Origin of the sequence: Haloparvum alkalitolerans (assembly GCF_050122995.1) — an archaeon.
In the GTDB taxonomy this organism is placed as follows: Archaea; Halobacteriota; Halobacteria; order Halobacteriales; family Haloferacaceae; genus Haloparvum; species Haloparvum alkalitolerans.
In genome coordinates, this window is record NZ_JBNLIA010000005.1 from 142139 (window position 1) to 161987 (window position 19849).

The following is a 19849-nucleotide window of genomic DNA, read 5'->3' on the forward strand; positions in this document are numbered from 1 at the left end:
TTGCTACCATAGCGCGTAGATAGTCGTTTATAATTATATAAGTTCGTTTGGGTGATCCGCGGCCGGGTTCACATGTGAATCTCCGGATTGATGCGGGAGCGGGTCCTTCTCACACGCATGCCGAGCACGGACTCCGACGGCGTGCGGATCGACTACGCCGTCGACGGACCGCCGGACGCGCCCGCCGTCCTCCTGTTGGAGGGACTGGGGTACGGTCGGTGGATGTGGGACTGGCTGACCGGCGACCTGACGCCCGACTTTCGGGTTATCAGACCGGACAACAGGGGAACCGGCGACTCGGAGGCGCCGGCGGGGCCGTACACGATCGGGGAGATGGCCGCCGACGCCGCAGCGGTGCTGGACGACTGCGGGTTCGACCGGGGGGACCGGGTCCACGTCGTCGGCGCCTCGATGGGCGGGATGATCGCCCAACGGCTGGCGCGCGACGACGAGCGCGTGGCGACGCTGACGCTTCTGTGTACCACGCCGGGCGGCGAGGAGGCCGTTCCGACGCCCGAGGACGTGCTGGACCACATCTTCTCGGTCCCCGAGGGCGCCGACGAGCGCGAGACGATCAGACACCGCATGAAGCCGGCCGTCTCCGACGACTTCTACGACCGCGAACCCGGCCTCGTCGCGGACATCGTCGACGCCCGACTCGCGGGCGACGCGGGTCCGGAGGGGCGCGAGGCGCAGGCCGCCGCCGTCGGCGCGTTCGACGCCTCCGCGTGGGTCGGCGAGCTGACGCAGCCCGCGCTCGTGATGCACGGCACCGCCGACCGCGTGCTCCCGTTCGAGAACGGCGAGTTGCTCGCCGAAGCCCTTCCGGACGCGACGTTCGAGACGGTCGAGGGCGGGCCGCACCTGTTCTTCATCGAGGAGCGCGAGCGCGTGAACGACCGGGTCCGCGAGTTCCTGGAGGGGCATGTCTGAGAACACGCCGCCCCCGTCGAGGGGGACCGACGACCCGCGGCCGCACCCCCACGCCGCACGCGGGTACGACTGGGTCGGCGACCTCGCGGGGCGTCGCGCCGCCCTCTCGCCCGACCGCGTCGCGGTGAAGGACGCCGTGAGTGGCGAGACGCACACCTACGCCGACCTCGAGGAGCGCGCGAACCGCACCGCGCGGTACCTCCGCGAGCGCGGCGTCGGGAAGGGCGACCGCGTCGCCGTCGTCTCCCGGAACCGGATCGAGCTGTTGGACCTCTTCTTCGCGACCGGCAAGATCGGCGCGGTGCTCGCGCCCCTCTCGCACCGGCTCGCGGAGCGGGAACTGGCCGCGGTGTTCGGCGACGTCGACCCGACGCTGTTGCTCGTGGAGACGCCGTTCGTCGGCGACGCCATCGACGCCATCGAGCGCGCGAACGCCGAGCCGGCGGTCCGGTCCATCCCGAGCGACGGCGACAACGAGTGGACGCCCTACACCGCCGAGTTGCCCGACGACGGCTCGCCGGTCGACCGTCCCCCGGTGGCGCTCGCCGACCCCCATCTCTTCTTGCACACCGGCGGCTCCACCGGCGTGCCGAAGGAGACGGTCATCAGCCACGGCGCGATCCAGTGGAACTCCTTCAACACGATCACGGCGTGGGGGCTCCGCGAGGACGACGTGACCCCCCTCCTGTTCCCCATGTTCCACACCGGCGGCTGGAACGTGCTCACGGTGCCGTTCCTCCAGATGGGCGGGACGCTCCTGATCGCGCCCGAGGTCGACCCCGGGCGCGTGCTCCGGAACGTCGAGCGCGAGGGCGCGACGGTGCTCGTCGGCGTCCCCGCCGTGTTGCGGATGATGGCAAATCACGACGACTGGGCGGCGACGGACCTCTCGACGCTCCGGTTCGTCAAGAGCGGCGGCGGGCCGTGCCGGGAGGCGGTGATCGCCGAGTGGCGCGACCGCGGGATCGAGTTCTCGCAGGGGTACGGGCTCACCGAGTGCGGTCCGAACAACTTCGCGATGCCCGACGACTTCCCGCCCGAGAAGACCGACAGCGTCGGCGTCCCCGCCCTCGGCGTCGACGCCCGCGTGGTCGACGACAGCGGCGAGCCGGTCGGCCTCGACGAGATCGGCGAGCTGGAACTGGCTGGCCCGGCCGCGGGCGACCGCTACTGGAACAACGACTCCGAGACGCGAGAGACGTTCGGCGACTGGGTGTCGACGGGGGACCTCGCGCGCGTGGACCCGGACGGCTACTACCACATCGAGGGGCGCAAGAAGAACATGTTCGTCTCCGGCGGCGAGAACGTCTACCCGCCGCAGGTCGAGGACGCCATCGCCGACCACCCGAAGGTCGAGGAGGTGATCGTGATCGGCGTCCCGGACGAGAAGTGGGGCACCGTCGGCAAGGCGGTCGTGCAGGGCGACGAGTCGCTCACGCTCGGGGAGCTGGAGTCGCACCTCGCCTCCCGGGTCGCGCGCTACGCGGTCCCGAAGGCGCTCGCGTTCGTCGACGAGATGCCCACGAGCGGCCCCTCGAAGATCGACCGGTCCGCGATCGCCGACCGGTTCGGTGCGGACGGCGAGTAGTCCCGCCCGAGGTATCCCGGCCCCTCACCGCTCGCCGGCCTCGACCGCCTCGCGGAGCGCCCGGACCTCCTCGCGGACCGCCCGCCAGTCGTCCAGCGATCCCGGGACTTCGCTGGCGCCGTCGCCCGCGCGCTCGCGAACGATCCCGTACGGTTCCGTCGGCCCGCGCACGTCGTAGAGGCGCAGGTCGCGGCCGCCGGCGACCTCGATGTCGACGGTCCCGTACCCGAACAGCGAGCCGGTCACGCCCTGTCCGTACCCGACGTTCTGAACGCGCGCGTACTCGACGCGGCGCACCGACCGGCCCATGATTCCGGTCTTCACGAGTATCGCCCGGTCGGTCAGAACGAAGACGGTGGTGACGACCCGCAGGTAGTGGTAGACCGCCGGAGCGACCGCGGCCGGCGCGAGCGCCAGTACCCCGGGATGGATCGCGTACGCGGCCGCGACCACGGCCGCGAGCGCGACGAGGGTCACAGAAATGCCACCCAGCGCGCGGGTCCGACGGGGAGACGCCTCCCACAGCACCGCGGACTCGTCGAAGCGCCGCCAGTCGGACGCGCCGGAAGCCGCTTCGTCAGCGGCGGTCATCGGTCCGCGTCGTCCTCCACGGCGCGGCGAATGCCGCGCAGCTCCTCGAGGATGTCGGCGAGCACGTCCGCCTTTCCCTCGCCGCCGCGGTCGTCACCGTGCTCGACCTGCCGGTCGATGAGTTCTTGCACGTCCGCGGGCGCGGGCACGCTCCGAAACTGCATCTCCACGCCGGAACTCCCTGCTGTGCTCACTTCGACGTTGCCGTAGCCGAAGTAGGCGCCGACCGCGCTCTGGCTGTAGGAGATGTTCTGCACCTTGTCGAAGCCGATCTTCTGGACGTCTCGCGAGAGGATGCCGGCCTTGCGGTAGAGACCGGAACTCGTCACCACGTAGTTGGTGTTCGTGTACGTCAGGTACGCGCCGGCGACGATGGGGATCCCGATCAGGACCAGCGAGAGCGGGAGGCCGACGACCAGCGCCGGAACGAGGCTGCTCCGGTGCGGCTGGCTCGCCCACAGTACCTCCTCGCCGCCTTCCAGCGTGAGCCAGTCGAGCGTCGGGTCACCGGCCGCGGCTGGCGAATCCGGTGAAGCGCCGACGGTTTCCGGTGATCCGGTTCCTGGAGAGCCGGTGTTCTCGGACGCGGGGTCTGGCGTCATGGGTTCGCCGTCGCCGCCCCGGGACTAAATCCTGTCGCGGTGGCGGGTCGCGCATCGGCCGCCCCGTCACACAGACTTATCACGGAGTAACGATATCGATCTGCCATGATCGACCTCACGATGGACATGGAGCAGTTCGACTGCCCGTTCATCGACACCAGCGCGGACCACGAGGTCACCTTCTCCACGATGCACTGGCAGCTCGACACGGCCGCCGAGCAGTTGGAGACCCGACTCATCGCGGAGGCGCCCGACCGCTGGGAGTTGGACGCGGGACTCACCGCGCTGCGCGAGCACCCGAACATGAGCGACTATCGGCTGTTCTCGAAGCAGGACGGCACCGCCGTGATCCGGACGGTGATCGAGGAGACGAACGCGATGTCGACGATCACGGGCCACGACGGCTACATCACCGGGCCGTTCCACATCGAGGACGGGTCGGAGCTGTGGCAGGTCGGCTTCGACGACGAGGCGACCGCGGAAGAGGCGGTCGTCGACCTCGAGAAGGGCAACGAGTTCGACATCGAGCGCCGCTCGGAGCTGGAGCTGAACCAGCTGTTCGAGATCATGAACCACGCGGACGCCGCCTCGACCCTACTCGACGCCTGTCGCGACCTCTCGGAGGTCGAGGAGGAGACCATCACCACCGCCGCGGACGCGGGCTACTTCGAGTCGCCCCGCGAGGCCACGCTCTCGACGCTGGCCGACGAGTTCGACGTCTCGACCGCGGCCGTCTCCAAGAACATGCGCCGCGGCGAGAAGAAGTTGCTCCGGAGCGTCGTGCAGGCGCTCGAGGACCTAGACTGACCGGCGCGGTCGGGGAGCCATGCTGTCGGCGCAGACGAACCACGGGTTCTTCGACGGAGACCGAACGAGCGCCGCGCGTCCTCCCTGCCGCCACGCGCCCTCGCTGCCACCGCGTGTCCCTACTGACTGATCCGCGTCGCGCTCACGACGAAGACCTCTCCGCAATCGCAGTGGACCTGGAAATCGGTCTCGTATCGCGAGTGCATCTCCGCGACTCGCTCTCCACCACAGTCACACTCGAACCGTACTGTCGCACCCATACTAGTTATTTGATTGTCACGTAACATAGTGCTTTCTATCATTACTCGTTTGATAGTTTCTTTATTTCCTCCGGATTGATAATCGTGACAGTTCCCCTCGCGACGGGCCCCACCCGGGGGTGACGGCGTGTGACAAATTTTTGGATGTGTATTTATGCTCAGATCGCCATTATCCGCCGATGACGCTCGTGGTTCCGTACGACGGTTCCGATCTCTCGAAAGCGGCGCTCGTGCGCGCGGCCCAGTTCGACACGCTCCTCGAGGAGGGCGTGATCGCGGTGACCATCGTGCCGAGAGAGAACGCCGAGTACGCCCGGGACAGAGGATGGATCGAGGCGGGAGAGCCGTTCGACGCCGCGACCGTCAGCACGCGCCTCGAGCGAGCGGTCTCCGAACTGGCGCCCGGAGCGCGGCACGAGACGGTCTTCGTGGACAGGTCCGCGCAGATCGGAACCGTCGCGGTACGACTCAGAAAGTTCGCGATCGAGCACGACGCCAGCATCGTGTTCCTCGGGAGCGAGAACGCCGGCCGCATCGCCAGTTCGATCTCGGTCGGCCAGACCGTCGCCGCCGACCGCGGGTTCGACACGCTGATCGTCTCGCACGTCTCGCCGACCCACGTCGACAAGTTCCGGGAGACGGGCGTTTCACTCGACCCGGCCGACGACCGCCGTTCGGCCGAACGCGGCCGATAACCGATCGCAGCAGCGTTCCCGTGGACGATTCGTGCGGTAGGGGCCGCGAGGCGTCCGTCTTTCGAGGTTACCATATTAACCATGCAGGTTTTGCCGGTCCCTGACCCTCGTTAGTAGCATGCGAGAGCACACCACACGACGGCGATACCTGAAAGGAGCCGGCGCGGCGAGCACCGTTGGCGTCGCGGGACTGGCGGGGTGTACCGGCGGCGACGACGGCGGGACCGAGACGGAATCGGGCGGGGGCGACGGCGACACCGAGTCCGGCGGCGGCGCCGAGGCGACCGCGGAGGGAGAGGTGAGCGGCACGCTGACGGTCGGCGTGCTCCAGCCGCTGACGGGCGACCTCGAGTACTACGGCCTGCAGTCGCTGTGGGGGTTCCTCTCCGGCCTGGCGTACAAGTTCGACCAGGAGCCGCTCGCGGTGGAGTCCGCGGGCGTCGAGACCATCGAGGCGGGCGACCTGACCGTCGAGCTGCATATCGAGGACTCCGGCTTCGCGGCCGACCAGGCGCAGTCGGTCGCGACCGACCTCGTGGAGGACGTGGGCGTCGACGTGCTGTTCGGCACCGCGTCCTCCGGTGCGGCGCGGCGCGTGATCGAGACCGTGGCCATTCCCTCCTCGACGCCATTCGTGGCGGGGCCGGCCGCGGCCGCGGACTTCACGGCCGACTCCGACACCTGTAGCGAGTACGTGTTCCGCGCGAGCGAGAACACGGTGATGGACGCCCGCTCCGGCGGGCGCTACGTCGCACGGGAGACCGAAGTGGAGAGCGTCTACATCATGGCGGCGGACTACTCGTTCGGCCGGTCGGTCGCGGCGAACTACCGCGACGTGCTGGAGAGCGAGGGCGTCGAGATCGCCGGCGAGCAGTTCGTCCCGCAGGGCTACTCCGAGTTCGAGGGGCTCTACGAGAACGCGGTCGACGCGGGCGCGGACGCGGTCATCGGCGGCTTCACCGTCGCGACCCTGCCCACGTTCCTCAGCGTCGGGCTCGAAGGGGGGTACGACCTCCGGCTGTTCGGCGGCTTCGCGACCCAGATCAGCGTCAACGCCATCGGCGGCGTCGCCCAGCGCGTCCTCGGCGAGGACCTCACCGAGCAGGACCTGAAGGACGCCAAGCTCGGCCCGTTCACGACGCGCTACCACTGGAACCAGTACGACAACGAGATCAACGACGCGTTCGTCGACATGTACACGGACGCCTACGGCGTGGTGCCCGACCTGTTCACCTCGGGGACGTTCACGGCCGCCTCCTCGATCGTACAGGCGGTCGAGGCCAGCGGCTCGACCGACGGCGCCGACATCGCGGCCGAGATGCGCGGGATGACCGTCGCGGAGACCCCGAAGGGCGAGGGGGGCTACGTCTACCAGGAGTACAACAATCAGGCCCGCTCTGAGATGACCGTCTCCTACCCCGTCCCCAACACCGAGGAGAACTGGGACGCGGCGCTGATGCCCGGCGAGCCGGTCGCCCGCATCGGCATGGACGAGGTGACGCTCCCGGCGGACGACGAGAACATGGACTGCTCGCTGTAGATGACGCTCCGCACAGCCGGGCTGACGAAGCGGTTCGGCGGGCTCGTCGCCGTCGACGGCGTCGACTTCGAGCTCGAGCCCGACGAGTGCTGCTCGCTGATCGGCCCGAACGGCGCGGGCAAGACGACGTTCTTCAACCTGCTCACCGGGGCGCTCTCCCCGACCGAGGGGACCGTCGAGTTCCGGGCGGGGGCGGCCGGCGGAAGCGGCGCGGGCGGCGGCGCGGACGGCGACGACGCCGGCGTGGCCGCTGACGACGCCGACGATGGGTGGCGCGACCTCACGGACGCCGCGACCCATGAAACGGCGCTCGCGGGGATCCACCGCTCGTACCAGATATCGAACCTCTTCCCGACCTCGACGGTGCTGGAGAACGTCCGCATCGCCGCGCAGGCCCACGGCGACGACTCCTGGAAGCTGTGGCGCAACGCGGACGCGCTGACCGACTACACCGAGGAGGCCTACCGGATCCTGGACCGCGTGGGGCTCGCGGACGCGGCCGACACGCCCGCGCAGGCGCTGAGCCACGGCGGCAAGCGCAACCTGGAGGTCGCCATCGCGCTGGCGGGGGACCCGGACGTGCTGCTCCTGGACGAGCCGACCTCCGGCGTCTCGACGGACGGGATCGAGGACGTGATCGCGGTCATCGACGACGTGGCCGACGACCACGCCATCCTGCTCGTGGAGCACAACATGGACGTGGTGATGGAGGTCTCCGACCGCATCGCCGTGCTCCATCAGGGGAGCCTCATCGCCGACGGCGAGCCGGCCGCGGTCCGGGAGGACCCCGCGGTCCAGGAGGCGTACCTCGGCGGCTACGAGGGCGGCGAGACCGGCGAGACCGACGGCGGAGAGTCGGAGGGGACTCCCGAGAACGGCGGCCCCCCGGGAGGGACGGCGTGAGCCTGCTCGAACTCGACGACGTCCACGCCTACTACGGGCAGAGCCACGTCCTGCAGGGCGTGTCGCTCGACGTCGAGGAGGGCGAGGTGGTCGCGCTGATCGGCCGCAACGGCGTCGGGAAGACGACCACGCTCCGCTCGATCCTCGGCCTCACGCCACCTCGCGAGGGGACGGTTCGGTTCCGCGGCGAGGACGTGACGGGCGAGGAGACCCACGAGATCGCCCGCCGCGGCGTCGGCTGGGTCCCCGAGGAGCGCCGGATGTTCACCCACCTGACGGTGGACGAGAACATCCGGATCGCGACCCCGGAGCCCGCGGGCGTGCCCGAGGCGTTCGAGACCGCCTACTCCACGTTCCCGGAACTGGAGGAGCACCGCGGTAAGGAGGCCGGCGACCTCTCCGGCGGCCAACAGCAGATGGTCGCCATCGCGCGCGGCCTCGTGGGCGACAACGATCTGTTGCTCGTCGACGAGCCCTCGGAGGGGCTGGCGCCGCTCATCGTCGAGGCGGTCGCGGACGCCATCCGGACCGTCAGCGAGGAGACGACCGTACTGCTGGTCGAACAGAACTTCCCGCTGGCGACGGAGCTGGCGGACCGCTACTACCTGCTCGACCACGGCACTGTCGTCGACGCGGGGTCGACCGAAGGGGTCTCGCGCGACGACGAGACGATCCGGAGGTACCTGTCGGCATGAGCGCGTTTAGGGGGTGTCTGTCGGCATGAGCGCGTTCAGGAGGTGTCCGTCCGCATGAGCGCGCTCGGTGCGGCCCTCGTGTCGGCCGACCTGCTGTTACAGGGCGGCGTCGTCGACCTCTTCAGCGGGCTGGTCGGCGTCGTGCTCGACGGGCTCTCGAAGGCCGCGCTGTTCGTCCTGATCGCCAGCGGACTCAGCCTCATCTTCGGGCTGATGGGCGTGCTCAACTTCGCGCACGGATCGCTGACGATGATCGGCGCGTACCTCGGCGGCGTCGTGATGGTCGTCGCCGTCACTGGCGAGACCGGCGGGCTGACGCGGCTGGTGCTGTTCTTCCTCGCCATCGCCGCCGTCTTCGGCGTCATGACCGCGTTCGGCGCCGCGATGGAGCGAACGATCATCAGGCCCATCTACGACCGCGCGCCGCTGTTCCAGATCCTGTTGACCTTCGGCGTCGTCCTCGTGCTGGACGAGGTGGCGCGGATCGTCGTGGAACTGCGGGGCATGCAGCCCCAGAGCGACTGGCAGGCGGCGCTCGGGACGGCCCCGGACTTCCTCGCGGCGTGGTACGAAATTGCCGGCGTGAGCATCCGCGGGCTCTACCTCTTCGAGGTCCTCGTCGGGGCGCTCGTCGTGACCGCCATCGCCGCCTTCCTCACCCGGACCAGATACGGGCTCTACATCCGCGCCGGTAGCGAGGACGCGGAGATGGCGCAGGCGCTCGGCATCGACATCAGGCAGGCGTTCACCGTGGTCTTCGGCGTCGGTGCCGGTCTCGCGGGCGTCGCCGGCGTGATGTTGATGTGGGATCCGCGATACGGCGCCTCGGTCCCGCTCGGGGTCGAGACGCTGCTGATCGGCTTCATCGTCGTCATCATCGGTGGGCTCGGATCGTTCAAGGGCACCGTCGTGGCGGCGCTTCTCGTCGGGTTCACCGACGCGACCATGACGTGGGTGTTCCAGAACCACGTCTCCTTCCCCGGGCTTCCGGAGATGGTGATGTTCCTCGTGCTCGTCGGCGTGCTCGTCGTCAGGCCGCAAGGCCTGTTCGGCCTCGCGGAGGTGGGCGGCCATTAGTCACCCCGACGGCGGCGCGGACGACGCGTCGACTGAAGCGAACGAGTCGGCGGGAGCGACCACCGACGACCGCATCGACCGGCCGGACGGCCCGCGCGAGGCCGCGGTCAGCTACCTGCGCGACCACGTCGTCCACGCGGCGGTCGTCCTGGCGTTCGGGCTCTACCCGCTGGTGTACGGAGCACTGATCGGGTCACCGCTCGGCGACGAGTTCGCGGTGCTGCTGCCGCGCGTGCGGACGATGATCGCCGTCTTCTACGTCGGGCTGTTCGCGATGAGCTTCGACTTCGTGTCGGGGTACACCGGCTATCTCTCGTTCGGCCACGCGATGTTCTACGGCACCGGCGCGTACCTCGTCGTGATGGCCGCCAACGGCGCGCTCCCGCTCGTTGGGGCGGAGACGTCGTTCATGACGCTGCTCGTCGTGGCGGCGCTTCTGGGCGCGGCGTTCGCGCTCCTCGTCGGCTCCGTCTCCTTCCGGCTGACCGGCGTCTACTTCGCGATGGTGACGCTCGGCTTCGCGGAGGTCGCGCACGTGTTCATCCGGAACTGGGACCGCGTCTCCGACAACCCGCGCGACGGCGCCGCGGTCACGTCGCCGGACGGCTTCGCGATCGGCGTGCCGGGCGTGGATGACCTGCAGTGGAGCATCGGTCGGCTGGTGGGCGACAGCGTCGAGAACGCCTTCGGGCTCGGGATCGAGCTCGGCACCGCGGAGCTCTCCTACTACCTGATCGGCGCCGTGACGCTGCTGTGCTACCTCGCGCTCCAGCGCGTGCTCCACTCGCCGTTCGGGCGCGTGATGGTCGCGGTTCGCGAGAACGAGGAACGGGCCCGAGCGGTGGGGTACGACACCTTCCGCTACAAGATGGGCGCGTTCGCCATCAGCGGCGCGTTCGCGGCGGTGGCGGGGGCGCTGTTCGCTGGATACCGCCGCTCCGTGGCGCCGTCCAGCACGTTCGACCTGTTCGTCACCGCCGACGCGCTGCTGGCGTCGATCATCGGCGGGTTCGGGACGCTCGCGGGCCCGCTGTACGGCCACCTGTTCCACGAGACCGTCGGCGACATGCTGACGACCGAATCGGGCGGCCTCGCGCGCTACCTCCGCGAGACGCTCCCCGAGTCGCTGCTGACCGCCGACGTGGCTGGCATGGAGGTCGTAACTGTCGTCAACGTCCTGATCGACGGCCGCGCCGAGCTCTACCTGGGCCTGATCTTCATCGCCTTCGTGCTGTTCGTTCCGCGCGGCCTGCTCGGGACGCTCCGGGACCGCCTCGGCGGGACCGTCGCGGAGGCCGCCGCCGAACGGTTGCGGAGGTGGTCGCCGTGACGGCCGCCGTCGGTTCTTCTCGGTGGTGGTCGCCGTGACGACGGTCGGCCTCACGGGCTTCGGGACTTACGTCCCGGACGGCGTCGTGACCGGCGAGGAGATCGCCGCCGAGAGCGGGATCCCCGAGGCGGTCGTCGTCGAGAAGATGGGCGTCGTCGAGAAGCGGGTCTGCCCGCCCGACGCGGACCACGCCTCGGACATGTCCGTCGCGGCCGCGGAAGAAGCGCTCGCGGACGCCGGCGTCGCCGCCGCGGACGTCGACCTGCTGTTGTACCACGGCTCGGAGTTCAAAGACCACGTGGTCTGGAGCGCCGCGGCCGACGTAGCCGACCGGCTCGGCGCCGAGAACGCCTTCGCGACCGAGAGCTACACGCTCTGTGCCGGGGCACCGATCGCCGTCCGGCAGGCGGCCGCGCAGCTGCAGGTCGACCACGTCGACACCGCGCTGCTGGTGGCCGCGAGTCGCGAGGAGGACCTCGTCGACTACGCGAACCCCGACTCGTCGTTCATGTTCAACTTCGGGAGCGGCGCGAGCGCGATGGTGTTGGAGGCCGATCCCGGGAATGACGCCCGAGCCACGGTCCACGAGAGCGCCGCGAAGACCGACGGCTCATTCTCCCGGGACGTAGTGATGCCCGCGGGCGGGTCCGTCGCCCCGCCGAGCGCGGAGACGGTCGACGCCGGCGAGCACGCCCTCGACGTGGCGGATCCCGACAGCATGAAGGAGCGGCTGGGACCGGTCTCGCTCCCGGCGTTTCTGGAGGTCGCTGACGCGGCGCTGGAAAGGTCCGGCTTCGCCCGCGAGGACGTGGGGTTCGTCGCGCTCACCCACATGAAGCGGTCGTTCCACGAGCGCGTGCTGGAGGAATTGGGCGTCGATCCCGCCGAGGACGGCTTCTACCTCGACCGCTACGGTCACGTGCAGAGCGCCGACCAGATCCTCGCCGTCGAGGAGGGGCTCGAACGCGGGCGGATCGACGACGGCGACGTGGTGCTACTGCTCGGTGCCGGGACCGGCTACACGTGGGCCGCGACCGCGCTCCGCTGGCGAGCGTAGGCGACTCCGGGTGCTGCGCGCTCCCGGTCAGTCGCTCTCGTGGAGTACCGACAGCACGACCGCCTCCCCGGTGAGGACGGTCTCCTCCTCGCGGTCGGGGACCGTCGCAGTCGTCTCGACGCGGACGCGGTCGCCCCCGAGTTCCTCGACGACGGTCGCGGTCGCGACGACCCGGTCCCCCGGTCGCACGGGCGCCTCGAACGAAAGGTCCTGCGAGAGGTAGATCACGTCTCCGGGGAGCTCCGCGAGCGCGGCGCTGATGACGCCCGCGGAGAGGATCCCGTGGGCGATCCGACCACCGAACATCGTCTCGTCGGCGTACGTCTCGTCGGTGTGGATGGGGTTGTGGTCCCCGGAGATTTCCGCGAAGGCGTCTATCGCGTCGGCCGTGATCGTGCGCTCCGCGGTCGCCGTGTCGTCTGTAGTCGCGACGGGCATGTCCGTGTGAACGCGCCCCCGTCGGTTCAAGCCGGAGGTTCGACGCTGAACCTCCGGATGGTCGCCGCGTTCGCGGAGGGTGACGTGTTCGCGGAGGGTGCCGCTTTCACGGAGGGTACCGCGTTCGCGGATCACCGAGAGGGCGCCGTCAAAAGTCGACGAGTTTCCAGCGCGAGTTGCCGATCTCCGCGGTGGTTCCGTCCGCGGGCGAGGCCGCGTACACTTCGCCCTCGGAGTAGAGTTTGAACAGCGCGATTTCGGCCGCGTACGGCGAGACGCCCTCCGCCTCGCTGGCGCGGTCGACGACCGCCGTTCCGCGGACGCCCGCGCCGTCGTCCTGATCGTCGATGACGTCCGTCACCGCGTCCTTCGCGGACCACAGCGAGGTGACGCCGCAGGTCGGCTGGGCGGGGTTCCGCCAGTCGGAGTAGTGGTCCTCGAGGACGCCCCGGTCCTGAAGCCTCTCGGCGAGCGTCCGGAGCTCCTCCTCCTCGATGTCGAAGTGACGGTCGACCACCTCTGCCACGAGATCGGGATCGACCGCGTCGTTGGAGCCGCCCTGGAGGTCGCCGACGACGCGAGCGACGATGCTCGGCGGGTCCCGCCGCCAGCCGTCGTCCCGGCTCTCTGCGGCCATGACTGTCTCTACGTACCGCGGCCGGAGTTAAAGAACTTCCCCGAGAGTCGGAACTGGTTCGGCGGACGCGACCGCCCGAGCGGAGTGAGGGAACGAACACACACACACCACCCTGCAAGTGTTCTTGGGGGAGGGAGGTGGGGGGTGGGTGTAGTGGAGGGGGTGTCGTCGGGGGGACTTGACCCCTGTCCGAGAACAGAAACGAAAGAGATGGGGAATCGACGAAAGTCGGAAGTATATAAACCACTCAGAGAAGGTTAATGAATCCTATAATAAAACCCGAGTACCAGTAATAGAGCCACTATAACCGTTGTTGCCCAATATACATAACAGGCCACAAACTCCGGGACCAAAAAGTATATAATATAATTATAGATCGATCCTGTAGTGTGTGTTGTAGAAGAGTAGAGGAGAGTAAGAAAGAGCAGAGGAGAATAAGGGAGAAAGGAGGGTGCGACGGTAGTGGCAGACCCGATACTTAACGACTGTTTAACACTCGACGATCATTCGTCTATCAAACCCGCATTCTCTCTTATTCTACCGTTCCCACTCCCTCACTACCATTCTCCCACCACTATCCGCCCACCATCACAGCCCCATCACCATCCCCCCACCACCATCCCCCCACCCACCGTTACCCTCCAAGAACACTTGCAGGGTGGTGTGTGTGTGTTCGTTCGTCGGTCCGATCCAGAACAGTTGAAACACTTGTAGGGTGGTGGCGAGGATTTATCATGGACGAGTCGTATGGGTACGACGAATGGTCGAGACCGACGAGAACCCGTTCGAAGCCGAGGACCCCATCTTCGAACTGAAACAACCACTGAAGAAGGACACCTTCGACCCCGACACGATCTTCCATCGCGACGACGAGATCGGCCTCTACATCAACGCCCTGCAGGACGTGGTCGTCGGACACGATCCGAACAACGTCTTCGTCTACGGTCCGACGGGCGTCGGGAAGACCGCGGTCACGAAGTGGGTACGCGACAAACTGTTGGAGAAGGCGGCGGAGGAGGCCGTCCCGCTGGAGGTCATCGGCCCGATCAACTGTCGCAACTACAAGTCCGCGTATCGGCTCGTCAACGGACTGGTTAACGAGTTCCGCGAACCCGAGGACAAACTCCCGAAGAGCGGATACAGCACCGACACCGTCTTCGATTTCCTCTACCAGGAGATCGAGGCCGTCGGCGGCAACGTCCTGATCATCCTCGACGAGATCGACAACATCCCGCCGGACGCCCGCAACGACTTCCTCTACGAACTCCCGCGGGCGGAGGCCAGCGAGAACACGCCCATCGAGGAGGCGAAGATCGGACTCATCGGCATCTCGAACGACCTCAAATTCGTCGACGCGCTGGAGCCGAAGGTGAAGTCGACGCTCGGCGAACGCGAGATCAAGTTCGGGCCGTACGACGCCAACGAGCTCCGCGACATCCTCGGCTACTACGCCGACATCGCGTTCAAAGACGACGTGCTCACCGACGACGTGGTGCCGCTCGCGGCCGCGTTCTCCGCGCAGGAGCGCGGGGACGTCCGACAGGGGCTGAAGATCCTCGAGAAGGCGGGCGAGTACGCCCGCATGGAGGGGTCCGGCCGCGTTACCGAAGAGCACACGCGCCGCGCGACCGAGACCATCGAGACCGACGAAATTCTCAACTACTTCAGCCAGGACCTCAGCTCCCAGCAGTCGCTCACGTACCTCGCGACGACCCTCGCGATCATCGAGCCGGACCACGACGCGCGGACGAAGCGGATCTACACCCTCTACAGCTCCCTCGCGGAGTCGATCGGGCGCCGCGTCAAGTCCGAGCGCAAGGTCTACGAGTTCCTCGACCAGCTCAGCATGCAGGGGCTCGTCCGCTCCTCCGAGCAGAACCTCGGCCGCAAGGGCGGCCGCCGCTACATCTACAACGTCACCGACGACCCCGCGGACATCATCAACGCGGCACAGAAATCGGACTACAGCGACGCCCTCCCCAGCAACGTCTGGGAGATCCTCCAGCACCACAAGGAGGGCGAGGCGACCTCCTACGAGGCCCCCCACGGCTCCGACGAAACCCAGCAGAACCTCTGGCGGTTCACCTGACAGCCCTCTGCTTCCACTAATCACGATATTCGTCGCTCCGCAGTCACCGGCATCCGCGCTCTGCCGTCTAGCGCCGTCCCTTCTCCCGTCCGGAACTCAGAACACTTGCAGGGTGGTGTGTCCGTGTACATCCGTCTCACTACGCCACCACAGAACACTTGCAGGGTGGTGGGTGTCAGTCCCGCTCCGTCGACCGAGTTCTCCGGTCGGTGCCGGATTCACCGACTCGGATTCGTCGACCCGGATTCCCCGGCCGGAACACTTGCAAGGTGGTGGGTGTCGGTCCGATTCCCCGTTCGCGATCGTCTTTCCCGCCTTTTGCTGCTTCTTTTTCTCTTGGTCTTCTCTCTCCTCCTCTTCTCTCTCCTGTCTTCTCTCTCCTTAGAACACTTGCAGGGTGGTGGGTGTGTGTCGGACGATCCTCTAACCAACGTCTCTCCCCGGACTCAGAACACTTGCAGGGTGGTGGGTGTGACCCGTCCGATCCCCTCAGCGCTCCCCCCTCCGGAACACTTGCAAGGAGGTGTCCGGGTCGACAGCTATCGTCGAAGAACGACGAGGAGAAGGGCGGATCGACGGCGAGAGCGCCAAACTGACTGGGAGAACGACGGAACGACGGATCGTCGCACGAAGGTGGTGCGACAGCCGTGGTCGAATAACTGGTTGTCGGATGGTCGGGCGGTCAGGTGCCTCAAGACCGAGGTCAGTGCCCCGAGATCGGGGTCAGGAACACTTGCACGGTGGTGTGTGCGGATCGAACCGGACCTCTCGCCGAGGCTCACTCCCGGAACACTTGCAGACCGGTGTGTTCCCGCGGGATCCCGACCAGCGTCGTGGCGCACGGACCGTCCCCAACCGGGGTCATGAAGGCACGGTCGCAAGAGCCACCCGACGATCGTCGAACGGTTTCCGCCCGGAGTTATGGGTCGGACGCAGGGCGACGGGGGTCACTGCGAAAAACTCCGTCATTCACTGTGAGACGCTCCATCGGTGCGAAATCTCTTCTCACTCCTCTTCGCGAAGGCGGACGATCTCCTCGGCGACCTCCTCCGCGTGGTCGGCGATGACGCGAACGGCGGCGTCGTGGAACTCCCGCCCGGTCACGTTTCGGATCTGTCGGTCCCGCCGGAGCGCGGCCTCGACCTCGAACTCCGCGTCCTCCAGCAACGCGAGCGTTTCGTCGCGCACGTAGATGGACTTCGGCGACGCCTCCTCGAACGCGAACGCCGGCACTTCGGCGGGGTCCACGTCGTCCGCGGTCTCCCCGTCGTCGGGCGCGGCGCCCCCTTCGGCGTCACCCTCGGCGTCCGCGTCCTCCGCCTCATCCGCGTCGGCCGCGGCCGATTCGGAACCGGCCGCGGAGTCGGAACCGGAGTCGGCATCGGCCGCCGATTCGGCGTCAGCGGCGGGTTCGCCAGCGTCATCGGTCGCTTCGTCGGCCTCCGCCTCGTCGGCCTCCGGCTCGTCGGCCTCAGCTTCCTCTTCCATCGCGTCGGTCAGCCCGGCGAAGCGGTTCTCGTCAGGCATCGGCCACGCCTCCCTCCTCGACGATCCGCGCGAGCTCGTCGAGCCGATCGAGCATGTCGCTGTCCGGGTCGTACTCGCGGAGGGTCTTCCCCTCGCGCCACGCCCGGCTGAACGCGATCCGGTGGCGGATCCCCGGACCCGGGGAGTCCGGGTCGTCGAACTCGGCGGAGCGACAGAACGCGGGCAGGTACGCCCCGAACTGCGACTCCTCGAGGTCGCGGATGATCCGCTTTTCCTCGTTGTTGCCGCTGAGATCGTTCGGCACGATAGCCAGCAGGTCGAGTTCGACCTCGTTGCGGATCGGTACGACTTGGTGTTCCCACATGCGCTCGAACCCGCTCACGCTCGGTTCGCTCATCAACAGCGGGACGACGACGTTCCCGGCGCCGATGAGCGAGGCGTCAGAGAGGGGACCCAGGCTGGGCGGCGAGTCGATCACGACGTAGTCGTACGCCTCGTCCAGCAGCGGTTCGACGATGCGCCGGCGCACCCACAGCATCCCGAACGTCGAGTTCCGGATCTTCTCCGCGGTCTCGTCCAGGTCGACGTGGGCCGGCAACACGTCGAACGCGTCGCGGTCGACGATCACCTCGCGGGCGTCGACGGGGTCCGAGTCCGTGAGCACGTCGCCGACGTTCGGGCTCGCGTTCTCGTAGACGTCCTTGAGACCGACCCCCTCGGTCGCGTTCCCCTGCTGGTCTAAGTCCACGAGCAGCACCTCGTTGTCGCGCGCCGCGAGCGCGTCCGCGAGGTTGATCGCGACCGTGGTCTTCCCGACGCCGCCCTTCTGGAGCGAGACGCTGACCGCTCGGCCCATTACTCGACCCCTCCTCGACATCGCCGTCCGTTCCCGGACCCCAGTGTCGGCGTCCGCGAGCGACGATCGGTGGCTGGCTCGTGCGCTCTCGTCATCGTTGCGTCCCACACATCCCGCCTACTTAACCATGTCCAAAATGCGCAAACCTCACGAGATTTTCAGAATTTCTAAAATTTCTAGTTCGACGGGAGCGGACGGTCGATCACGGGACCGCCTCTGCCGAGGCGGTTGCCATCGACTCGTCCGCGTACGGAAGCGCCTCGAGGAACTCTTCGGCGTCGAGAGCGGCCATACTGCCGGTGCCGGCGGACGTAATCGCCTGTCGATAGCGGGGGTCCGCGACGTCGCCGGCAGCGAACACCCCGTCAACCGCCGTGTGGGCCGTGGGCCGCCCGGCGTCGTCGGTCCGCGTAAAGATGTAGCCGCTCTCGTCCCGTTCGACGCCGGTGCCGTCGAGGAACTGCGTGTTCGGCGTGTGGCCGACCGCGTAGAACACGCCGCCCACCTCGACCGTCTCCCGCTCGACGTTCATCCCGGACTCCGCCTTCTCTCCCGGATATCCCTCGGGGTGAGCGACGAGCGTGGCCCCGGTGACCCCCTCCGTTTGGGAGCCGTGGATGGCTTCGAGTTCAGTGTTCCACCGGAAGCCAATATCGTCGTGTTCGCGGGCGCGATCGGCCATGATCTCGGAGGCACGCAGCTCTTCGCGGCGGTGGACGACCGTCACGGAATCGGCGAACTTCGCGAGGAACAGCGCTTCCTCCATCGCGCTGTCGCCCCCGCCGACGACGAGCACGTCGTCGCCGCGGTGGAAGGCCCCGTCACAGGTCGCGCACGTCGACAGCCCGTGTCCCATCAGTTCGTCCTCGTTTTCGGCACCGACCCAGCGGGCGCTCGCCCCGGTCGCGACGATCAGCGACCGCGTGGAGACCGTGTCGCCGGTCGACAGCGACAGCTCCAGGGGCTGGCCGTCCAGCTCCGCGTCCTCGATCCGACCGAATCGAAACTGCGCGCCGAACCGCTCGGCCTGCTCTTTCCCGCGCTGGACGAGGTCCATACCGCCGACGCCGTCGGGGAAGCCGAGGTAGTTCTCGACGTCGGTCGTCAGCGCGAGTTGGCCGCCCGGCTCGTCGCCTTCGAGGACGAGGGGGTTGAGGTCGGCCCGCGCAGCGTAGACTGCGGCCGAGAGGCCGGCGACGCCCGACCCGGCGATGACGAGGTCGTGGATGTCCTCAGTCATTCGGTGTGGGTCTCGATGAGCGCGCGGAGCTGATCTTCGCCCTGGAGACCGACGACTTGCTCGACCTGCTCACCGTCGTCGAACAGGACCAGCGTGGGAACGCCCTGGACGCCGTAGGCAGCAGCGAGCTGCTGGTTGGCGTCGACGTCGACTTTCGCCACGGTCGCGTCGGTCTCGGCAGCCAGCGTCTCCACGGTCGGTTCGAGCATCTGGCACGGCCCACACCAGTCGGCGTAGAAGTCCACGAGGACGACGTCGTGGTCCGCAACGATCTCGTCGAACCGTGACTGCCCGTCGACGTAGAGCGGTTCGTTCGCGGTCGCGGTACCGGCGTCGGATGCGGTGTCTGTTGCCATCACCAGTCCGTACGCACCAGAAGTAATTAAAGATTTGGGCAATATACACAATACTACTTGGCGGGGGAGCTCGCCAGAAATGGCGGTCGTGCGACGTCTCATACAGTAGTCAGCCCACGGTCTGGAGAAGTCCTTCAACCGGGAGAAGCTCTACGACCGGGAGAAGCGGAACCCGACGAGAGAGAACCGGGTGCGTTAGCTTTCGGCGGCCGGGGCCGCAGTGTCGGACTGTTCGTACTTGGTCTCGAACTCCTGGATGAGCTGCCCCATCTTGGCGTACCAGTCGTTGAGCAGCCGCTGCATGTCGTCGGCTATCTTTGAGGGGTCCGTCGGCGAGTAGACGTGGTAGTAGCCGCCCTGGTCGTAGTTGATCTGGTCCTTCTCGATGAACCCGGTCTGGAGCAGCCGCTGGACTGCCCGGTAGGCGGTCGAGCGCTCGCGGTCGACCGCGTCGGCGATCTCGTCGACCGTCAGCGGTTCCTCGGACTCGACGAGCGCCCTGAAGCACTCCTTATCGAGTTCCTTGAGGCCGTGGAAGCACTCCAGTAGCCCCTCGCACTCCATGTCCCGGCGGAGCTGTTCGGACATCGAATCTGGCATTGTTATCGGTTCCTCGTAGACGCTGTGCCGTTAAAAGACTTTTGCACAGGTTGCACAATTTCGCGAT

General features: G+C 67.6%; 20 protein-coding genes. 11 read left to right on the forward strand and 9 right to left on the reverse strand.

Annotation, left to right across the window (positions count from 1 at the left end; genetic code table 11):
• Positions 1–117: 117 nt before the first annotated feature.
• Positions 118–933 carry an alpha/beta fold hydrolase gene (locus ACQE3L_RS07890; protein WP_426963263.1) on the forward strand — a complete coding sequence of 272 codons (816 nt, stop codon included), beginning with the start codon at positions 118–120 and terminating at the stop codon, positions 931–933.
• Positions 926–2521, forward strand: a complete 1596-nt coding sequence (locus tag ACQE3L_RS07895) for a class I adenylate-forming enzyme family protein (protein WP_426963265.1) — start codon at positions 926–928, stop codon at positions 2519–2521. Before ACQE3L_RS07890 ends, ACQE3L_RS07895 begins: the two co-directional genes overlap by 8 nt.
• A gap of 24 nt (positions 2522–2545) precedes the next feature.
• On the opposite strand, the gene ACQE3L_RS07900 is transcribed toward ACQE3L_RS07895, so the two are convergent.
• Together ACQE3L_RS07900 and ACQE3L_RS07905 are read right to left on the reverse strand one after the other, a co-directional pair.
• Positions 2546–3112 carry a PH domain-containing protein gene (locus tag ACQE3L_RS07900; protein ID WP_426963267.1) on the reverse strand — a complete coding sequence of 189 codons (567 nt, stop codon included), beginning with the start codon at positions 3110–3112 and terminating at the stop codon, positions 2546–2548.
• Positions 3109–3714, reverse strand: a complete 606-nt coding sequence (locus ACQE3L_RS07905) for a PH domain-containing protein (RefSeq protein ID WP_426963269.1) — start codon at positions 3712–3714, stop codon at positions 3109–3111. The genes ACQE3L_RS07900 and ACQE3L_RS07905 overlap by 4 nt, the downstream gene beginning before the upstream one ends.
• Before the next feature lie 105 nt (positions 3715–3819).
• Here ACQE3L_RS07905 and ACQE3L_RS07910 point away from each other — a divergent pair, with 105 nt between their 5' ends.
• The 8 genes from ACQE3L_RS07910 (at position 3820) to ACQE3L_RS07945 (ending at position 12078) form a co-directional block, all read left to right on the forward strand.
• Positions 3820–4521 carry a helix-turn-helix domain-containing protein gene (locus ACQE3L_RS07910; RefSeq protein ID WP_426963270.1) on the forward strand — a complete coding sequence of 234 codons (702 nt, stop codon included), beginning with the start codon at positions 3820–3822 and terminating at the stop codon, positions 4519–4521.
• 439 nt (positions 4522–4960) lie between these two features.
• Positions 4961–5476 (forward strand): universal stress protein, encoded by a 516-nt coding sequence (locus ACQE3L_RS07915; protein WP_426963272.1) that lies wholly within the window; start codon positions 4961–4963, stop codon positions 5474–5476.
• Between the two features lie 118 nt (positions 5477–5594).
• A complete protein-coding gene (locus ACQE3L_RS07920) occupies positions 5595–7016 on the forward strand; it encodes an ABC transporter substrate-binding protein (RefSeq protein WP_426963273.1) in 1422 nt (473 codons plus the stop codon).
• A complete protein-coding gene (locus ACQE3L_RS07925) occupies positions 7017–7919 on the forward strand; it encodes an ABC transporter ATP-binding protein (RefSeq protein ID WP_426963274.1) in 903 nt (300 codons plus the stop codon).
• Positions 7916–8614, forward strand: a complete 699-nt coding sequence (locus ACQE3L_RS07930; protein ID WP_426963276.1) for an ABC transporter ATP-binding protein — start codon at positions 7916–7918, stop codon at positions 8612–8614. Before ACQE3L_RS07925 ends, ACQE3L_RS07930 begins: the two co-directional genes overlap by 4 nt.
• Positions 8615–8668: 54 nt before the next feature.
• The gene (locus tag ACQE3L_RS07935) at positions 8669–9691 is read left to right on the forward strand and encodes a branched-chain amino acid ABC transporter permease (protein ID WP_058365270.1); all 1023 of its coding nucleotides are present in this window, start codon (positions 8669–8671) and stop codon (positions 9689–9691) included.
• Between the two features lie 169 nt (positions 9692–9860).
• Positions 9861–11021, forward strand: a complete 1161-nt coding sequence (locus tag ACQE3L_RS07940) for a branched-chain amino acid ABC transporter permease (RefSeq protein ID WP_426963351.1) — start codon at positions 9861–9863, stop codon at positions 11019–11021.
• 34 nt (positions 11022–11055) lie between these two features.
• The gene (locus tag ACQE3L_RS07945; protein WP_426963278.1) at positions 11056–12078 is read left to right on the forward strand and encodes a 3-oxoacyl-ACP synthase; all 1023 of its coding nucleotides are present in this window, start codon (positions 11056–11058) and stop codon (positions 12076–12078) included.
• Positions 12079–12105: 27 nt separating this feature from the next.
• Here ACQE3L_RS07945 and ACQE3L_RS07950 read toward each other — a convergent pair whose 3' ends face one another.
• On the reverse strand, positions 12106–12516 hold the full coding sequence (locus ACQE3L_RS07950; protein WP_426963280.1) for a MaoC family dehydratase: 411 nt from the start codon (positions 12514–12516) through the stop codon (positions 12106–12108).
• Positions 12517–12664: 148 nt separating this feature from the next.
• Positions 12665–13153: a hypothetical protein gene (locus ACQE3L_RS07955; RefSeq protein ID WP_426963282.1), complete on the reverse strand. Its 489-nt coding sequence runs from the start codon at positions 13151–13153 to the stop codon at positions 12665–12667.
• Positions 13154–13913: 760 nt separating this feature from the next.
• Between ACQE3L_RS07955 and ACQE3L_RS07960 the strand changes: the two genes are divergently transcribed.
• Positions 13914–15242, forward strand: coding sequence for a Cdc6/Cdc18 family protein (locus ACQE3L_RS07960; RefSeq protein ID WP_426963284.1), 1329 nt, complete (start codon positions 13914–13916; stop codon positions 15240–15242).
• 1005 nt (positions 15243–16247) lie between these two features.
• On the opposite strand, the gene ACQE3L_RS07965 is transcribed toward ACQE3L_RS07960, so the two are convergent.
• From ACQE3L_RS07965 to ACQE3L_RS07985, 5 genes are all read right to left on the reverse strand, one after another.
• Positions 16248–16769 carry a DUF7970 domain-containing protein gene (locus tag ACQE3L_RS07965; protein ID WP_426963285.1) on the reverse strand — a complete coding sequence of 174 codons (522 nt, stop codon included), beginning with the start codon at positions 16767–16769 and terminating at the stop codon, positions 16248–16250.
• Positions 16762–17586, reverse strand: coding sequence for a ParA family protein (locus ACQE3L_RS07970; RefSeq protein ID WP_426963286.1), 825 nt, complete (start codon positions 17584–17586; stop codon positions 16762–16764). Before ACQE3L_RS07970 ends, ACQE3L_RS07965 begins: the two co-directional genes overlap by 8 nt.
• 202 nt (positions 17587–17788) lie before the next feature.
• The gene (locus ACQE3L_RS07975) at positions 17789–18826 is read right to left on the reverse strand and encodes an NAD(P)/FAD-dependent oxidoreductase (RefSeq protein ID WP_426963287.1); all 1038 of its coding nucleotides are present in this window, start codon (positions 18824–18826) and stop codon (positions 17789–17791) included.
• Positions 18823–19182: a thioredoxin gene (gene trxA, locus ACQE3L_RS07980; RefSeq protein ID WP_426963288.1), complete on the reverse strand. Its 360-nt coding sequence runs from the start codon at positions 19180–19182 to the stop codon at positions 18823–18825. The genes ACQE3L_RS07975 and trxA overlap by 4 nt, the downstream gene beginning before the upstream one ends.
• A 195-nt stretch (positions 19183–19377) precedes the next feature.
• A complete protein-coding gene (locus tag ACQE3L_RS07985) occupies positions 19378–19782 on the reverse strand; it encodes a helix-turn-helix domain-containing protein (protein ID WP_426963289.1) in 405 nt (134 codons plus the stop codon).
• Between the last annotated feature and the right edge of the window lie 67 nt (positions 19783–19849).